Here is a 16472-nt window from a genome sequence, read left to right as displayed (position 1 = left end):
GGCCTCAACTGAGTTCGAGCGTTACCTCGACAAGGCCGGGTTCGCTAGGATGACGCCTTATCGAGAAGCCAAACTCGCGGCACATGGCCAACATCCTCGTGTTCTCGGCGAGCATTATCCCTTCGATTCGTCCGATCCCATCGGCCCTCGCATAATCGACGATCTGGCTGAGCAATTCCCAGCCAAGACCATTACCCTGGAGATCTGTACGCACCAGCAAGGCGTATTCGGCGACGGTGTGGTCGGGATCGCAAGATATCCGGCTGATACCGGCCAGCGCGCCGGAGCTCGTATTCAGCGCAACGAAAGCCATGTTGCGACCGTAGTCTAGCTGGGTGAGCCGCTTCAGCATCTGGTCGGAGAAGCTTTTGCGGGGCGACAGAAAACGCAGGCGCAGATCATCGGGCGAAATCCTGGCAAGGAATTCGGGATAGAGCGAGATGTCGGCCGGCTTGATCGGACGGATATTGTAGTCGATGTCGCCCGCCGAAAACACCTTTTCCCAACCCGACGGATAGGGCCTTATGGCAAGTGCCGGGTTCGGCCCCGCCTCTTCCACCCGTTCCGGCTCGATCTCGATGCGGGCGTCGAGTGCAATCACACCCTCGGCGTCGGCCAGCAGCGGATTGATATCCACCGCAACGAGGCACGGAAAGTCGACGATCATCTGCGATAGGCCGTTGAGTGAAGCAATGATCGATTGCCGATCGGCCGGCTTGCGATCACGAAACCCGGCAAGAACGCGGCCGATCCGGGTTTGGTCGATTAGGTCACCGGCAAGAATGTCGTCGAGCGGCGGCAACGCGATCGCCGTGTCGTTCATCACTTCGACCGCGACGCCCCCGGCTCCAAAGAGGATGACTGGCCCGAAGATCGGGTCGCGGCTTATCCCGAGGATGAGTTCCTGCGCCTGTTTTCGCGCCACCATTGGCTGAACGGCATAGCCTTCAATGTCGGCTTGCGGTGCGTGCTTGCGCACGCGCGCCTCGATTGCGCGTGCCGCCTCCCCGGCGGCAACGGGGTCGGCGATGCCAAGCACCACCCCACCAATGTCCGACTTGTGCGTGATCGCCTTGGACAGGAGTTTGACGACGGCCTGCTCGGATGTCTTGAGGAACCGGCTGGCTGCCAGTTGCGCTTCGGCAGGAGATCTGGCGACGATCGTCTCGGGGACAGGGATGCCGTAGGCCGAGATTGCCGCCTTGGCTTCGGACTCGGTCAGCATACGCCGCCCTTCCCTGGCGACGGCCCTGAATATTGCAAGCGCGGCTTCCCGGTCGCTCGCGATGTCGCTGCGGCTCGACGGCGTGCGCATCAATGCCCGCTGGGCACGCGACCATTCGCTGAGATAAGAAACCGCCGTTGCGGCGTCCGCCGGCGTCTCGAAGCTGGCAAGACCAGCATCCTGAAGAACACGTCGCCCCTCGCGCGCCGTGTGTTCGCCGAGCCAGCAGGTCAGGACAGGTTTGCCGCTGATCTTGCCGCCCTGCGCGAGCACCGCCACGGCGCTTGCCGCGGCAAGCGGCGAGCCGAGCCCAGTCGGGCAGTTCATGACCAGGACGACGTCGGTGCCGGCATCGGCCATGATCGCCTCGATCGCGGCGGCATAGCGTTCTGGCGGGGCGTCCCCGATAATGTCGACCGGATTGGCGTGGGACCATGTACTCGGCAGGACGGCATCCAGACGAGTGATCGTTTCCGGCGATAGCTCGGCCAGGTGCCCGTTGCCTTCGACGAGTTGATCGACGGCAAGCACGCCGGCGCCGCCACCATTGGTGACTATGCCGACGCGGGCTCGTTCCAGCGGAACGAAACGGGCGGTCGTTTCAACCGCATCGAACAACTCGGTGAGACCTTTGACGCGCAGTATGCCAGCACGCAGCAATGCCGCATCGACGACGCGATCGGCGCCCGATAGCGCGCCGGTATGGGTCGCGGCTGCTTTGGCTGATTGCTCGTGCCGGCCCGACTTTATCGCAATCACCGGCTTTATGCGTGCCGCCGCACGCGCGGCCGAGATGAACTTGCGCGGATTGGGGATGGTTTCGAGATACATTACGATGGCGCGCGTGTGCATGTCGCCCGCCAGCATGTCGAGACAATCTCCCACGTCGACATCCGCCATGTCGCCCAGAGAGACGATCTGGGCGAAGCCGACATTGTTGTCCGCCGCCCAGTCTATCAGCGACGTCGCGATGGCGCCGGATTGCGACAGCAGCGCGATGCTGCCGGGTTTGGCGGCCATGTGCGCAAATCCAGCATTGAGCTTCAATGGCGGGATCATCAGCCCGACCGTGTTCGGCCCAATGATGCGGAAAACGGTGGGCTTGGCCGCATCGAGCATCGCCTGACGCAGGCCGTTTTCGTGCGTGAGCCCGGCGGTGATGACGATCGCCGCCCGCGTGCCCTTCTCTGCAAGGTCGCGCACTATGGCCGGAACTGTTCGGGGCGGCGTGACGATGACACCAAGGTCTGGAACGCCTGGAAGATCGGCCGCCTTGGCATAGGATTGCCGACCAGCCACTTGCGAATATTTCGGGTTGACCGGCCAGATCTCGCCCTCGAAGCCGCCGCTGACCATATTGTCGAAGACGACGCGGCCGACGGAGCCTTCGCGCACCGATGCGCCGAATACGGCGACCGACCTCGGGGCGAACGCATGTTCAAGATTTCGGATCGTCACCGGTGGGTCTCCCGTTCGCGGCGATAGTCGCCAATCGATCCTGCCCCTTCATTGCGCTGGATCAAAGCCTCGTCCGGTTCTCGCGATTAGCTGTTGCAAGAGGGTTCGAAGCGGTCGCTTGCGACGTAGCAGCCACTGCTGCGGTCAAGGATTGGAGAGTTAAGATGAGTTACTATTTCAGCAAGATCGTCGCCATGCCGTTCACAGCGGCAATCGACCACGTGAGCGACAAGCTCGCAAGCAAGGGGTTTGGCGTTCTGACCTCGATCAATGTTCAGCAGACCATGAAGGCCAAGCTTGGTGAAGATTTCAGGCCCTATGTGATCCTGGGCGCGTGCAATCCGCATTTCGCCTGGCGAGCCCTTCAGGCCGAAGACAAGATCGGAACCATGCTGCCCTGCAATGTCATCGTCACCGAGGTCGAACCAGGAAAGGTAGAAGTCGCGGCGGTGGATCCGGTCGCTTCAATGGGGGCCATCGCCAATCGCGAGCTTGCGCAGGTCGCGAACGTTGTGCGTCGCGTGCTCGAGGAGATGGTCCGCGAGCTCTAGCGCCAAAGGGGCCATCAAGGTTGAGGGACATCGGATGAGCGAGTCTGCTCTACGACGCGCATTGCTGGTCATCGCTATCCTGGGTCTCGCCGTCGGAGCCGGAGCCTGGCGAACGGGGCTCGGTCCCATCGAAGCCCACACGATCTGGACGGTGTCGACCTTGCCCGTGGTGGCGGCTCTCGCAATCTCCATTCTGCGCGATTTCTGGATCGGCCGCTTCGGCGTTGATGCGATTGCGCTGGTCTCGATGTCCGCCGCGCTGCTGCTCGGACAACCGCTTGCGGCAGTGGTGGTCGCTATCATGTATGCCGGTGGTACAGTCCTTGAGGATTTCGCTCGTGGCCGCGCGGAACGGAACCTCAAGGCGTTGACCGACCGATCGCCGCGTGTGGCCCATCGGACGACAACCCGAGGGACAGAGACAGTCCCCGTCGAAGATGTTGCTGTCGGGGACGAGCTTCTGGTCCGGGCCGGCGAATTGCTTCCCGTCGATGGTATATTGCTTGATCCTTCGGCCTCCCTCAACGAGTCCGCGGTGACCGGCGAGCCGCTGCCCGAGCGGCGGATAGCGGGCGACACGCTGCGCAGCGGCACCATCAATGCCGGCGAGACATTCAGCATGCAGGCTTCCGCCTTGGCAGACCAGAGCACCTATGCCGCGATCGTACGCATGGTCGCTGCAGCGCAGACGGCGAAATCCCCCTTCATTCGCATGGCCGACCGTTTCGCCCTGTTCCTGCTGCCTGCCACTCTGGTGGTTTCCGGCGCCGCCTGGTACATCTCCGGTGATCCAATCCGGGCGCTGGCCGTGCTGGTAGTCGCCACACCTTGCCCGCTCATCCTGGCTGCCCCTGTTGCCTTCATCGGCGGCGTCTCGCGTGCCGCGCGTGCAGGCATCCTGATGAAAGGCAGCGCGGCTCTGGAAGCGCTTGCGCAAGTCCGAACCGCGATCTTCGACAAGACGGGGACCTTGACCATCGGCGGCGCCGAGCTCATCGACATCGAAGCCGCACCCGGCTGTGAAGCGAACCAATCGCTGCAGCTGCTGGCATCCCTGGAACAGGCATCGCACCATGTGCTCGCCGACTCGATCATCCGGGCGGCGCGCGGCAGGCAGCTGATGCTTTCGCATCCGCATGATGTCAGCGAGCATCGCGGTGCAGGCCTCAACGGCCGGGTCGACACCATGTCGGTCGCGGCTGGATCGCGGGCTTTCGTGCTCGCCGACGAGCCGCTGCCCGGCTGGGCGAAAAGCGGCGAAGAAAAATACCGGGACGAGCCGGTGCTTAGGGTTTTTGTCGCCGTCGCTGGAGAGCTTGCTGGGATTTTCACCTTGGGCGATGCGTTGCGTCCTGATGCACGCGACGCGCTCGCCAATCTGCGCTCGGCTGGCATCACGCGCATGGTCATGCTTACAGGTGATGACAGTGCGGCAGCAAAGCGTGTTTCCTCCAGGCTTGATCTGGATGTCATCATCGCCGATGCCGTCCCTGCGGACAAGGTCACCACCGTCGAGGCCGAGAAAGCAACAGCGCCCACAATGATGGTTGGCGATGGCATCAACGATGCACCTGCCCTTGCCGCCGCAACGGTCGGTATCGCCATGGGCGCCCGTGGTGCGACCGCCTCCTCCGAGGCGGCCGACGTCATCGTGCTGACCGACAGGCTGCAGCCGGTTGCGGACGCGGTTCGGATTGCACGGCGAACGCGATCGATCGCCTTGCAGAGCATCATCGCCGGGCTGGCGTTGTCCGGGCTGGCAATGATCGCGGCGGCCATGGGGCAGATCACGCCGGTTGCCGGAGCGCTGCTTCAGGAGGGGATTGACGTCGCGGTTATCCTGAACGCCTTGCGCACGCTTGGCGATGGGCATCTGTGGCGCGCATAGTGGTTGAGAACAAAATCGGTGAATGGCGATGGCACAGCAAAATCTGGTGGTTTGCAGCAAATGCGGTGGGGTCAACCGCCTGCCGCCAGCCCGCAATGCCAGTGAGGCGAAATGCGGAAAGTGCGGGACCGCGCTGTTTTCGGGTCACCCGGAAGATGTCGACGCCGCGCGTTTCGATCATCAGATCGCGCGCAGCAGTCTGCCCGTTGTCGTCGACGTCTGGGCACCCTGGTGCGGCCCCTGCAAGATGATGGCGCCAGCCTATGAAGCGGCGGCAAGTGAACTGGAGCCGCATGTTCGTCTGATCAAACTCAACTCCGACAATGAGCAGGCTGTCGCGGCCAGGCTCGGCATCCGTGGCATTCCGACCATGATCCTGTTCCATGGCGGGCGCGAGATCGCGCGCACATCCGGCGCAATGACGGCAGGCCAAATCGTCAGGTGGGTTCGTGACCGCCTGCCGCCAACGGTCACCGCCTGAAGTCGTCGCGCCAATGGATCCGATCATCGCCCGGCTTGGGCTGGCGCTCGCAATAGGTCTTCTTGTCGGCTTGGAGCGTGGTTGGCAGGAGCGGGACGCGCCCGATCGCAGTCGCACAGCTGGCATCCGGACATTCGGCATATCTGGCCTGCTGGGTGGCGTGCTCGCTGCACTCGCCAACGCACTCGGCGCTGTATCCGTGCTGGTCGGCGGGTTCATCGCCTTTGCGACAATCTTTGCCTGGTACAAGGCACGCGAGGCTGCCCATGACGAGGACTTCAGCGTCACCAGCGTGATCGCGGGCCTGGGGGTGTTTGCCCTTGGCGCGCTTTCCGTCGCCGGCGATTATCGTGCTGCAGCCGCCGGTGGCGCGGCATTGGCGGTAATCCTGGCCAGCCGCGAGGTCCTGCACGGTCTTTTGAAGCGACTGACCTGGGTCGAACTGCGTTCGGCGCTGGTCCTTGCGGTGATGACGGCGATCGTCTTGCCCTTGCTGCCAAACCGCACGATCGACCCGTGGGCCGGTTTCAATCCCTGGGAAGTCTGGTTCCTGACGGTGCTGATGGCCTCGATTTCGTTCGCCGGATACGTGGCTGTTCGCATTCTGGGAAATACACGCGGTCTGCTGGTCAGTTCGCTCACCGGTGCAATCGTCTCTTCCACAGCAGTGACCTTGGCGCTTGCCCGCAATGCCGCGTCGGCAAGCAATCCGCTGCCGCTCGCCGGGGCGGCGTCCCTGGCAGCAATGGTTTCGGTGCTCCGCGTCTGCGCCGTGGTTCTGATCGTCGAGCCAAGTGTGCTCGCATCGGTCGTGATTCCGGCGATTACCGCAGCGCTTGCCTTCGCTGTCTGCGGCGCATTGCTGCTGGCTCGTGACAGCGGGAACGGTAAAGGCAGCGCGATCGCGCGCAATCCATTCGAACTGGGCCCCTTGCTGCTCTTCGCCTTGCTCTTTGCCATCGTCGCGACCGCAAGTGCCGGGCTGGCCGTTCAATTCGGTGGGCGCGGTCTGCTGGCGAGTTCGGCGCTGGCCGGCGCATTCGATGTCGATGTCTCGGTGCTTGGCGCGCTGCGCCTGGTCAAGCATTCCGTGTCCGTCGAGACCGTGGGCCAGGCCGTGCTCGCGGCGCTCGCAGCAAACGCGATCGGTCGCCTGTCGCTCGCAGTATTTGCTGGTCCGATCACGTTCTGGTTGCCACTGGCCGTCACAACACTGATAGCCGCGGCCATGGGTATCTGCGCCCTGTTGTTGCTCGGTCCTGGATAGAAGTGCTGTGCTCGCGCTTTTTTTGATACGGATCAAGAGCTAGGTCCCGCCACCGCTCTATGAAACTCCGTAGAAGGAGTTCGCCATGACCAGTGTGAAGGACCTCACCCCGAAATTCCGCAACGTCCGGCTGCTGCTCGCCCGTGAGAAAGGTCATCCGGAAGGCGACCGCGAAGAGGGCTATGACGTGCTCGCTCCGTTGACCGGCGAAGGCCGGATCGATGCGCAAGAGTGGAAATCGCACAAGGCCTCGTGCCGCGTTCGCCGATTTCGCACTGGCGAGGAGGATCTGGTCGGTCGGCTGAGGCGCAAGCCCGGCGGACATTGGTTCTTCGACTATGCCGACGGCGACCGCGACGACGAGATCGGCTTTCGTCTCGGCGACGAACGGTTCGTGACCGGCGAGTATGTGTCGATCGAGCGCAACGGCGCCATGCACACGTACCAGGTGGCGAGGGTCGAGCGGCCCTGACGCGGCGACGCAAGGCTCCCCTGGAGTAGACCATGTCGCGACGCATCTTGATTGTGGTCGGCCATCCCGATCCGTCCCCGGACCGGCTCTGCCGCGGTCTCGCCAGGGCCTATGGCGAGGGCGCGGAGAAGGCGGGGCACGCCGTCCGCCGGGTCGACCTGGCGGCGATCGATTTCCCGATGCTGCGGACAATGCAGGAGTTCGAGCACGGTTCAATTCCCGATGAACTGAAGGACGCAGCCGAAGCGATCGTCTGGGCGGAGCACATTGTCTTTGTTTTTCCGCTGTGGCTTGGGACCATGCCGGCCATGCTCAAGGCATTTCTGGAACAGGTCATGCGGCCGGGGACGGCCTTTGCCTATCCGGACAAGGGCGGCAGCTTTACCAAGACACTGCTTCGCGGCCGCTCCGCGCGCGTTGTGGTGACGATGGGTATGCCTTCCGTTCTTTACCGGCTATGGTTCCTGGGACACGGCATCGCCGGCATGAAGCGAAGCATCCTGCATTTTGTCGGTATCAGTCCGGTGCGCGAGACGTTGTTCGGCATGGTCGCCGGCGCCAGCGATGCGACCCGCGCGAAGTGGATCAGCCAGATCCGAAATCTTGGCGAGCGGGCCAGATAATCCTCAACCGCCAATCACGGTACCAGGACGGCGGCGCCGCTCAATCTGCCTTGCCTCAGATCGTCCAGTGCCTGATTGGCCTGTTCCAGTGAGTAGACCTTGGTGTGGGTGCGTGCCTGCGCACGCTTGGCAATGGGGAAAAACTCTTCGGCATCGCGGCGCGTCAGGTTTGCCACCGACACCAGTTCGCGCTCTTCCCAGAGCAACTCGTAGGCCATCGCCTGAATGTCACTCATAGGGATGCCGCCGCAAACCACCCGGCCGCCCTTGCGGACGGCACCAAGCGCGATCGGCACCAAGTCACCCACAGGAGCAAAGATGATCGCGGCATCGAGTTGCCCGGGCGGAAGTTGATCCGAACCGCCCGCCCAGGTCGCTCCAAGCGAGCGCGCGAAATCCTGTGCTTGCTCGTCACCGGGCCGGGTGACAGCGAAAATCTCACGGCCTTGCCAGATCGCGATCTGAGCGACGATGTGCGCGGCGGCGCCGAAGCCGTAAATCCCGAGCCGCTTGCCGTCGCCGGCCTTCTTCAGGCATCGCCAGCCGATCAGGCCGGCGCAAAGCAAGGGTGCCAGCGATACGGGGTCGGCATCCCGGTCCAGATCGAAGGCGAATTGCGCGTCGGCAATGACATGGCTGGCAAAGCCGCCATCGCGCGTGTAGCCCGTGAAATCTGGCTGATCGCAAAGATTTTCATGTCCTGTGGCGCAGTAGGGACAACGCCCGCAAGTATGCCCAAGCCATGGCACACCGACTCTCTGCCCGATCCTGGAAGGCGCCACCCCCTTGCCCACGGCATCGACGATGCCGACGATTTCGTGACCGGGAACGAGCGGCAATTTTGGGTGATGCAGATCGCCATCTATGACGTGAGATCGGTCCGACAGATAGCGCATGCCTCGACCTTCAACCTGATCTCACCCATCCCCGGTAAGGGGTCGAATCTTCGACCAGTTTCAAGGGAGTGCCTATGCTTTCGAGCACCATTGCTCTTATGACGCGCTCCATGTTGCCCCGCAAACAAACGAAGCCGATTACGATCAACTCCTCCGCTATTCCCGGCACCAGGCGATGGGATGCGATCCGGGCAACCTTTCGAAAACGGCGACAAGTCGCAGGCTCCTAGCGCTGCTCTGTTTTGGGGGTTCATGGACCGACGGTGAACTCGGTCCACATGCCGGCGCCAAAATGACCTGGCACGTTGCAGATAAGCAGGTATTTTCCAGCCTTCAGGTCGACGGTCAATGTGCCCGATTTGCCGGGATCGAGCTCCGAAACCTCGCCCTTGTCGCCCGCCTTGTCTTCGTCGACCCGGTTCTCGGCCTCAACATAGGGAAGCGGCTTGCCGGGATCGGCAAGGTACATCACGATCATTTCGTGAACGGTGTCCTTGGAGTCATTCTTCACTTTGAATGTGACCTCCCCGGCCTTCACGGCTCCGGGGGACGCCTTGATGCCCATGGTGGCCTTCGAGAGATCGCGTCCTGGCGTTGCATAAGCAAGAGCCATCGGCATCTCCGTACTCGCGCCCTTGTCCGAAAGCGAGACCTGAACAAGCTCGGCAGTCCGCGCAACGCCCGCACTGCTTGCCATCAGCATTGCGGCCGCAAGCCCGAGCGCCACTCTCCTCGATATGGTTTCCACGGTATTCCTCTTTCAGGACGGCAGCAGAAGCGCTCTACATCCTGGCGGTCATCATGCTCGCAGCACACCCGCGGTCGTTGCGCCAGATCAAACCGACCGATGCGAGCCCGATCTGCGGCCCGACCAAACTGTCAGCCAGTTGTCAGGTTGAAGTGGTTATTTCGGAACCAATGACGGCGAAAAGGCCGTCTGACAGACCGATCGAAATCCACCCGCAGGCGCAAAATCGGCGCCCAACTCCCGAATGGAGCCATCATGTATCGCACACTCGTCCTCGCCGCTCTCGCTGGCATGATTGCAGGACCGGCGCTCGCCGCCGGCGACAGCTGCAGCACCGCCCCGAAATCACAGTTCAAGCCCAAGGCAACGCTCGAGGCGCAATTGACCGGCCAAGGCCTCACCGTGCGCCAGATCAAGGTCGAGAAGGGTTGCTACGAAGTCTACGCGGTCGACAAGGCCGGCAAGAAAGTCAACCTGGCCTACAATGCCGAAACCCTTGAAAAGCTCGACAATGCCGAAGCCGGCGAAAACTGATCTGCGTGTTTCAGCCACTGCGGACGTGCAGCCATCTTCGCAGATGGTGCGCGTCTGGGACCTGGTCGTACGGAGTTTCCACTGGGCGCTGGTGCTCAGCTTCGTAACGGCCTGGTTCACCTCCCATTCCTCCGAGGTCTTGCACCATTTGGCAGGTTACGCCGCCGCCGCCCTGGTCGTGATGCGGCTCCTGTGGGGCGTTGTGGGCACGCCCTATGCGCGGTTCACTCAATTCGTGCGAGACCCGGCGACGGTGCTGCGCTATCTCTCTGCAATACCGAGCGGTCGCGAAGCCCGCTACATCGGCCACAACCCGGCCGGCGGCGCAATGGTGGTCGCGCTGATGGCTGCGATGGGGTCAACCGCACTGACCGGCTGGCTGATGACTACGGACGCCTATTTCGGCGTGTCGCGGGTTGAAACGGCGCACAGCCTGAGCGCGCACGGCTTACTTGTGCTGGTCCTCTTCCATATAGGCGGCGTCGCGCTGGCAAGCTTTCGCCATCGCGAAAACCTGGTACGGGCCATGATCACCGGGCGAAAACGCAAAGCCGAGTCGGCGGACATCGCCTGACGACCTGCCAATGGGCCAAATTCGATTTGCGCCCCGGCCGATATCGGGGGCGCGTGTCGGTCGCTCCTTGTTCAACATGGCCCTGGAAGCGCGCGATGCGACATGGGCGGAGCGGATAATATAAGAGCAGGCATTGGTGCGGCGACCCAGAAACCGGAACACCAACGCCACTCTTTTTATTCAGCAACCGCTTATTGACCCGCATCAAAGCTGCCGGTCCTGCCTTCCTGTTTATTGCCTCCCATCAGAGCTTTCAAAAGTGGGGAGAGCATCATGACTACGGCTGATTTCAACATCCCGGTTCCGCAAGTCGGTACCTTGGCGCCTGCGAAACTTCGATTGGGGTCGTTGACCGCCTTGGTCATCGGCTCGATGGTCGGGTCCGGCGTCTTCAGCCTGCCGCAGAACATGGCGGCAGGCGCTGGTCCCCTCGCAATTCTGATTGGCTGGGGTATCACCGCGTTCGGCATGCTGGCGCTGGTCTTCGTCTATCAATCGCTTGCGACCCGCAAGCCCGAGCTCGACGCCGGTCCCTATGCTTACGCCAAGGCCGGCTTTGGTCCCTTCATCGGCTTTAACAGCGCCTGGGGCTACTGGATCAGTGCCTGGGTCGGCAACGTCTCCTATGCTGTGATCGTGTTCAGCGCCCTGTCCTATTTCTTTCCGGCCTTCGGTGACGGAAACACCTGGCAGGCGGTGCTCGGCGCATCGGTCCTGCTGTGGCTGATCCACATCCTGGTTCTCGCCGGCATCCGGCAGGCCGCGGTCGTCAACCTCATAGTCACCGCGGCAAAGATCGCTCCGATCGTCCTGTTCGTTGGCGTTGTTGCCGTTGCCTTCAAGCTTCAGGTCTGGTCCCTCGACTTTACCGGTCTCGGCAACGCCAGTCTCGGCTCGATCACCGCACAGGTGAAGAGCACGATGCTGGTGACGTTGTGGGTGTTTATCGGCATCGAGGGCGCCAGCGTCTTTTCTGGCCGTGCGGAGCGCCGCAAGGACATCGCCACCGCGACGGTTCTTGGCTTCTTCACATGCCTCGCGCTCTACGCCCTGGTGTCGCTGCTGTCACTCGGCGTCCTCAGTCAACCCGAACTCGCCGGCCTGAAGAACCCCTCCATGGCCGGTGTGCTAGAAGCCGTTGTCGGCCCGTGGGGCGCTAGCCTCATCAACATCGCGCTCGTGGTGTCGGTGGTCGGCGCCTTCCTGAGCTGGACGCTGCTTGCGGCTGAAATTCCGCATGTCGCCGCCAAGGACGGCACAATGCCGAAGTTCTTCGGCTGGGAGAGCGAACGCGGTGTGCCATCGACCTCGCTGCTGATCACCAACCTGCTCGTCCAGGCATTCCTGGTGATCACGCTCTTCGCCCAAAGCACCTATCAAGCGCTGTTCTACATCGCGTCGGCCGCGATCCTGGTTCCCTACATTTTTTCCGGAGCTTACGCAGCCAAGCTCGCGCTGACCGACGAGAGTTACGGGAATGGCGAGCAGCGCGTCGGGGCTCTTTTTGCCGGATTGCTGGCCACGGTCTACGGACTGTGGCTCGTCTATGCGGCGGGACCCGCCTACCTGTTCATGTGCGCGATCCTCTATGCGCCCGGCATCATCTTCTACATCTGGGCGCGCCGCGAAACCAACCAGCGTGTGTTCCACCCTGCCGAAGCAGCGCTCGCCGCAGCTCTCGTCGCCGTCGCCATCCTCGCCGTTTACGAGATGTGGACCGGCGCCGTCAGCCCGCTTTGAAGGGATCGGTTCGATGACAAGCCTGGGTGTTCACTCCGAAGTCGGCCGTCTGCGCGAGGTTATGGTCCATCGTCCGGACCTCAGCCTGCGCAGGCTGACGCCGGAGAACTGCAAGGCGCTGCTTTTCGATGACGTGCTATGGGTCAAGCGCGCCCGCCAGGAGCACGATGTCTTCGTCGATGCATTGCGTGAACGCGGCGTCGTGGTCCATTCCTTCGGAGAGCTCCTGGCTGAGACGATGAGCCTGGCCAAGGCCCGCGAGTGGCTTCTCGACCGCAGGGTCCACCCCGGGGTCGTCGGTCTCGACATGGTCAATGAGCTGCGCGGATGGCTCGATGATATGCCGTCGGCGCAGCTTTCGTCCTTCCTCGTCGGCGGGGTTGCCAGGGCGGAGCTTCCTTTCGAACCCAAAGGTCTGACCGGGAGGACGCTCGCCCCCCAAGATTTCGTGCTGCCGCCGCTTCCGAACCAGCTGTTCACCCGCGACAGTTCCTGCTGGATCTACGGCTCAGTCTCGGTCAATTCCATGTACTGGGCTGCGCGGCGCCCTGAAGCCGCCAACGTCGAGGCCGTCTACCGCTTCCATCCTCGCTTTCGCGACAGCGGCATACCTTTCGTGTCGCCGGACCTAGGCACAGGCACGAGCCTCGAAGGCGGCGACGTTATGCCGATCGGTGGCGGGACTGTTCTCGTCGGCATGGGGGAGCGCACCACGCCGCAAGCCGTTGGCGACCTGGCCCGCAAGCTGTTCGCAGCCGGTGAGGCAACACGCGTGATTGCCGCCTTGATGCCACGCGACCGCAGTTTCATGCATCTCGACACCGTCTTCACCTTCTGCGATCGCGATCTTGTGACCTTGTATCCACCGGTGGTCGACCGCTTGCGCTCCTTCTCGCTGCGGCCGGGCGATGGCGAGGCGGCGGTCGAGGTCACGGATGAGGCAAAACCATTCACGGCTGTCATTGCCGAAGCGCTTGGGCTGAAAACGCTCCGAATCATCGCCACCGGTGGCGACCGCTACGAGGCCGAACGCGAACAATGGGATGATGGCAACAATGTCGTTGCGGTCGAACCCGGCGTGGTGGTCGGTTATGACCGCAACGTCTACACCAACACGCTTCTGCGCCGCGCGGGCATCGAAGTGATCACCGTCGAGGGGGCTGAACTCAGCCGCGGCCGCGGCGGTGGCCATTGCATGACCTGTCCGGTGGTCCGCGACGCAATCTGACGTGAAAGGAATTCTGGATGTCGACCAATCTTCACGGCCGCTCCGTCCTGACGCTGGACGATCTCACCGCCGATGAAATCCGCTTTCTTCTTAAGCTTGCCGCGGACCTCAAGGCGGCCAAACTCGCCGGGCATGAGATCCCGCGTCTGGTCAGGAAAAACATCGCACTGATCTTCGAGAAGGACTCGACTCGCACGCGCACAGGGTTCGAAGTCGCGGCCTACGACCAGGGCGCACACGTGACTTACTTTGGTCCCAGCGGCAGCCATATTGGCCACAAGGAATCGATGAAGGACACGGCGCGCGTGCTCGGTCGCATGTACGATGCGATCGAATATCGCGGCTTTGGCCAGCACCAGGCGGAATTGCTTGCCGCGCATGCCGGCGTGCCCGTCTACAACGGCCTCACCAACGAGGCGCATCCAACACAGATCCTCGCCGACCTCATGACCATGCGCGAATACACGCACAAGCATCTTTCGGACATGACCGTCACCTTCGTCGGCGAAGGGCGCGACAACGTCGCGCTGTCGCTGGCACTAGGCGCAGCCAAGGTCGGTATCGACATGCGCATCGCCTCGCCAAGGGAGCTCTGGCCGGATGAGGTATTTTGCGGCCATGTCGGAGAGCTCGCAGCACAAAGCGGCGGCCGCTTCCGGCTCGACGAGAATGTGACGGGTTGCGTCCAGGATGCCGATTTCATTTACACCGACGTGTGGATGTCAATGGGCGAGGACAAATCCGGCTGGGCCGAGCGTATTCGTCTTTTGACACCCTACCGCGTGACCGGCGAGGTAATGGCTGCCGCCGGCAACCCCCACGTCAAATTCATGCATTGCCTGCCGGCGTTCCATGACACGGATACCGAGATCGGTGCCTTCGTTGCGAAGGAATATGGCATCGATTGCATGGAGGTCACCCACCAGGTGTTCGAGTCTGCTGCCTCCATCGTTTTTGATCAGGCCGAAAATCGCATGCATACAATCAAGGCGCTCCTCGTCGCCACGATCGGTAACTGAGATGCTGATCGTCGTTGCACTTGGCGGAAACGCGCTACTGCGACGCGGCGAACCGATGACGGCCGAAAACCAGCGCGCCAACATCGTGCGCGCTGCCGCTGTGTTGGCGAAGCTGGTCAACACAGGGCACTCGATTGTCGTCACGCACGGCAACGGTCCGCAGGTGGGACTGTTGGCCCTGCAGGCAGCGACAACTGCGGACGGTCGCACATTTCCACTCGACGTGCTTGGCGCCGAGAGCGCGGGGATGATCGGCTACGTCATTGAGCAGGAGCTCTGCAACCTCCTTAAGGAGAGGCTTTTTGCGACGCTGCTGACGCAGGTGAGGGTCGATCCGCAGGATCCGGCCTTCGCTCATCCAACGAAGCCTATCGGCCCTGTCTACGATGAGACAACCGCACGCAGGCTTGCCAGCGAGCGCGATTGGCAGATCGCGCCAGATGGCGACAAGTGGCGCCGCGTCGTGCCTTCGCCCAGGCCCCTGGCAATCCTGGAAGCATCGGTAATCGCGTTCCTGGTCGAGCGCGGCGTGATCGTCATCTGCACCGGTGGCGGCGGTGTTCCTGTGATAGCAAGGGAGGACGGCAGTCTTTGCGGTGTGGAGGCAGTCATCGATAAGGACCTGGCAAGCGCACTTCTCGCCCGACAGCTGAGAGCCGACATGCTGCTCATGCTGACCGATGTCGACGCCGTTTATGAAGGCTACGGCACGCCGGGCGCTCGCGCGCTTCGTCAAGTGCGGTCAACGGAAATATCAGGGCGGAATTTTGCAGTGGGATCGATGGGGCCAAAGATCGAAGCTGCGGTCGAATTCGCGCAAGCGACTGGCAATCCTTCAGCGATAGGCCAACTCAAGGACGCCGTTGAAATCGTCAAAGGCGAGCGAGGCACCCTGTTCGCCCCCTGAGCCGTCCGGCCTTCAAGGCCTTCGAGCATTTTTCCAGCCGGGTTGCTCGCTGAGATCCCAGTACCTCTAAAATTCATCGTCATGCGCATCGCTTGATCGCCGTCAAGGCAAGCCGCGTCGCACGTTAGGTTGCTCCTGGAAACGCGAACGGGGCGCCGGCGGATGAGCTACAAATCCATTCGCTTGAACGTGGACATTGACGGTCCGATCGAGCCCATTGCCAGGGTAGGTATCGACCTCGCCCGGTTGATAGGCTTTTTGCGCGGCCGAAGCTCCGCTGCCGGTGACAATGGCTCCGGAAGGCGCCGAGCTGGCCGCGCAGTTTGTGGGAGCAGTCGATGGCGAGCGCAGTGCCGAGCACCGCGCCCGCATCTGCGCCGGCAAGATCATAGGCGAGAAGCCCGAGCGCGACAGTGGCGAGGCCGGTGCCGATGAGCGCGATGACCTGCGCCATGAACAGATGCCGATAGGTGCGATCGGCGAGAACTTCCAGCATGATTATCTTCTCGGGATGCTTGGGCGGCGTAAGGTGCCACGCCAGTAGTAGGATCAGTGTTTGTGGCCTTCCGGCTCAACCATCTTGAACGGCAGGACCTGTTGCTTGCCCTTTGAGGTCAGGATCAGCCTCGCCTCGAACTCGTGCGGCTCGGCGGGGGCGACGCTGCTTTCACGACGGTGGTGATTGCCGGCGACAGGCCCGAGCGAAAGCGTCTCGGGATCTTCGGACCGGTCGATGATCACGGTCGCCCCTAGATCGTCGGCATGGCTGTCGATGGTGAGACGGAAGCGCTCGCCAGCGGGCGTATCGACGATTTCGAGCGTTCCCGTTGCCAGGTCGCTGACGACCTTGAAAGGCTCCGG

At 62.4% G+C, this 16472-nt stretch carries 14 protein-coding genes and 3 pseudogenes; 12 read left to right on the top strand and 5 right to left on the bottom strand.

Going from position 1 to position 16472, the window contains the following annotated elements; all coding sequences use genetic code 11:
• Window positions 1-4 precede the first annotated feature (4 nt).
• Window positions 5-2683 carry a bifunctional acetate--CoA ligase family protein/GNAT family N-acetyltransferase gene (locus FJ443_RS24510; RefSeq protein WP_140522923.1) on the bottom strand — a complete coding sequence of 893 codons (2679 nt, stop codon included), beginning with the start codon at window positions 2681-2683 and terminating at the stop codon, window positions 5-7.
• Window positions 2684-2847: 164 nt separating this feature from the next.
• On the opposite strand from FJ443_RS24510, the gene FJ443_RS24505 reads away from it, so the two are divergent.
• The 6 genes from FJ443_RS24505 to FJ443_RS24480 all read left to right on the top strand — a co-directional run bounded on the left by FJ443_RS24505 (window position 2848) and on the right by FJ443_RS24480 (window position 7965).
• Window positions 2848-3234: a DUF302 domain-containing protein gene (locus tag FJ443_RS24505; RefSeq protein ID WP_140523416.1), complete on the top strand. Its 387-nt coding sequence runs from the start codon at window positions 2848-2850 to the stop codon at window positions 3232-3234.
• Window positions 3235-3268: 34 nt separating this feature from the next.
• Window positions 3269-5122: a heavy metal translocating P-type ATPase gene (locus FJ443_RS24500; RefSeq protein ID WP_140522925.1), complete on the top strand. Its 1854-nt coding sequence runs from the start codon at window positions 3269-3271 to the stop codon at window positions 5120-5122.
• 28 nt (window positions 5123-5150) lie between these two features.
• On the top strand, window positions 5151-5603 hold the full coding sequence (gene trxC, locus FJ443_RS24495) for a thioredoxin TrxC (RefSeq protein WP_140522927.1): 453 nt from the start codon (window positions 5151-5153) through the stop codon (window positions 5601-5603).
• 13 nt (window positions 5604-5616) lie between these two features.
• Window positions 5617-6870 carry an MgtC/SapB family protein gene (locus FJ443_RS24490; protein ID WP_140522929.1) on the top strand — a complete coding sequence of 418 codons (1254 nt, stop codon included), beginning with the start codon at window positions 5617-5619 and terminating at the stop codon, window positions 6868-6870.
• Window positions 6871-6955: 85 nt separating this feature from the next.
• Window positions 6956-7342, top strand: a complete 387-nt coding sequence (locus FJ443_RS24485; RefSeq protein WP_140522931.1) for a hypothetical protein — start codon at window positions 6956-6958, stop codon at window positions 7340-7342.
• A gap of 32 nt (window positions 7343-7374) precedes the next feature.
• Window positions 7375-7965 (top strand): NAD(P)H-dependent oxidoreductase, encoded by a 591-nt coding sequence (locus tag FJ443_RS24480; RefSeq protein ID WP_140522933.1) that lies wholly within the window; start codon window positions 7375-7377, stop codon window positions 7963-7965.
• A 14-nt stretch (window positions 7966-7979) separates the two neighbouring features.
• On the opposite strand, the pseudogene FJ443_RS24475 reads toward FJ443_RS24480, so the two are convergent.
• Window positions 7980-8961, bottom strand: a pseudogene (locus FJ443_RS24475) (zinc-dependent alcohol dehydrogenase family protein).
• Between the two features lie 150 nt (window positions 8962-9111).
• Window positions 9112-9588: a plastocyanin/azurin family copper-binding protein gene (locus FJ443_RS24470; RefSeq protein WP_224656351.1), complete on the bottom strand. Its 477-nt coding sequence runs from the start codon at window positions 9586-9588 to the stop codon at window positions 9112-9114.
• 276 nt (window positions 9589-9864) lie between these two features.
• Between FJ443_RS24470 and FJ443_RS24465 the strand changes: the two genes are divergently transcribed.
• The 6 genes from FJ443_RS24465 to arcC all read left to right on the top strand — a co-directional run bounded on the left by FJ443_RS24465 (window position 9865) and on the right by arcC (window position 15611).
• A complete protein-coding gene (locus tag FJ443_RS24465) occupies window positions 9865-10143 on the top strand; it encodes a PepSY domain-containing protein (protein WP_140522935.1) in 279 nt (92 codons plus the stop codon).
• Window positions 10121-10717 (top strand): cytochrome b/b6 domain-containing protein, encoded by a 597-nt coding sequence (locus tag FJ443_RS24460; RefSeq protein ID WP_318013168.1) that lies wholly within the window; start codon window positions 10121-10123, stop codon window positions 10715-10717. Before FJ443_RS24465 ends, FJ443_RS24460 begins: the two co-directional genes overlap by 23 nt.
• A 273-nt stretch (window positions 10718-10990) precedes the next feature.
• On the top strand, window positions 10991-12457 hold the full coding sequence (arcD, locus tag FJ443_RS24455) for an arginine-ornithine antiporter (RefSeq protein ID WP_140522937.1): 1467 nt from the start codon (window positions 10991-10993) through the stop codon (window positions 12455-12457).
• Between the two features lie 13 nt (window positions 12458-12470).
• Window positions 12471-13685 carry an arginine deiminase gene (locus tag FJ443_RS24450; protein ID WP_140522939.1) on the top strand — a complete coding sequence of 405 codons (1215 nt, stop codon included), beginning with the start codon at window positions 12471-12473 and terminating at the stop codon, window positions 13683-13685.
• Window positions 13686-13702: 17 nt separating this feature from the next.
• Window positions 13703-14704, top strand: a complete 1002-nt coding sequence (gene argF, locus FJ443_RS24445; RefSeq protein ID WP_140522941.1) for an ornithine carbamoyltransferase — start codon at window positions 13703-13705, stop codon at window positions 14702-14704.
• 1 nt (window position 14705) lies between these two features.
• Window positions 14706-15611: a carbamate kinase gene (gene arcC / locus FJ443_RS24440; RefSeq protein WP_140522943.1), complete on the top strand. Its 906-nt coding sequence runs from the start codon at window positions 14706-14708 to the stop codon at window positions 15609-15611.
• A gap of 337 nt (window positions 15612-15948) precedes the next feature.
• On the opposite strand, the pseudogene FJ443_RS24435 reads toward arcC, so the two are convergent.
• Window positions 15949-16107 (bottom strand): annotated as a pseudogene (locus FJ443_RS24435) (MFS transporter); the annotation flags it as partial.
• A 53-nt stretch (window positions 16108-16160) separates the two neighbouring features.
• Window positions 16161-16472: pseudogene (locus tag FJ443_RS31285) on the bottom strand (cation transporter); the annotation flags it as partial.

The sequence above is a fragment of the Mesorhizobium sp. B2-6-1 genome, assembly GCF_006440475.1.
GTDB lineage: Bacteria > Pseudomonadota > Alphaproteobacteria > Rhizobiales > Rhizobiaceae > Mesorhizobium.
Note: the sequence above shows the minus strand (reverse complement) of the source record. Positions and strands in the feature narration are given on the sequence as shown.

Coding starts and splice junctions, on each gene's coding strand:
- FJ443_RS24505 (WP_140523416.1), top strand. CDS start 2,848: ATGAGTTACTATTTCAGCAAGATCGTCGCCATGCCGTTCACAGCGGCA.
- FJ443_RS24500 (WP_140522925.1), top strand. CDS start 3,269: ATGAGCGAGTCTGCTCTACGACGCGCATTGCTGGTCATCGCTATCCTG.
- trxC (WP_140522927.1), top strand. CDS start 5,151: ATGGCACAGCAAAATCTGGTGGTTTGCAGCAAATGCGGTGGGGTCAAC.
- FJ443_RS24490 (WP_140522929.1), top strand. CDS start 5,617: ATGGATCCGATCATCGCCCGGCTTGGGCTGGCGCTCGCAATAGGTCTT.
- FJ443_RS24485 (WP_140522931.1), top strand. CDS start 6,956: ATGACCAGTGTGAAGGACCTCACCCCGAAATTCCGCAACGTCCGGCTG.
- FJ443_RS24480 (WP_140522933.1), top strand. CDS start 7,375: ATGTCGCGACGCATCTTGATTGTGGTCGGCCATCCCGATCCGTCCCCG.
- FJ443_RS24465 (WP_140522935.1), top strand. CDS start 9,865: ATGTATCGCACACTCGTCCTCGCCGCTCTCGCTGGCATGATTGCAGGA.
- FJ443_RS24460 (WP_318013168.1), top strand. CDS start 10,121: ATGCCGAAGCCGGCGAAAACTGATCTGCGTGTTTCAGCCACTGCGGAC.
- arcD (WP_140522937.1), top strand. CDS start 10,991: ATGACTACGGCTGATTTCAACATCCCGGTTCCGCAAGTCGGTACCTTG.
- FJ443_RS24450 (WP_140522939.1), top strand. CDS start 12,471: ATGACAAGCCTGGGTGTTCACTCCGAAGTCGGCCGTCTGCGCGAGGTT.
- argF (WP_140522941.1), top strand. CDS start 13,703: ATGTCGACCAATCTTCACGGCCGCTCCGTCCTGACGCTGGACGATCTC.
- arcC (WP_140522943.1), top strand. CDS start 14,706: ATGCTGATCGTCGTTGCACTTGGCGGAAACGCGCTACTGCGACGCGGC.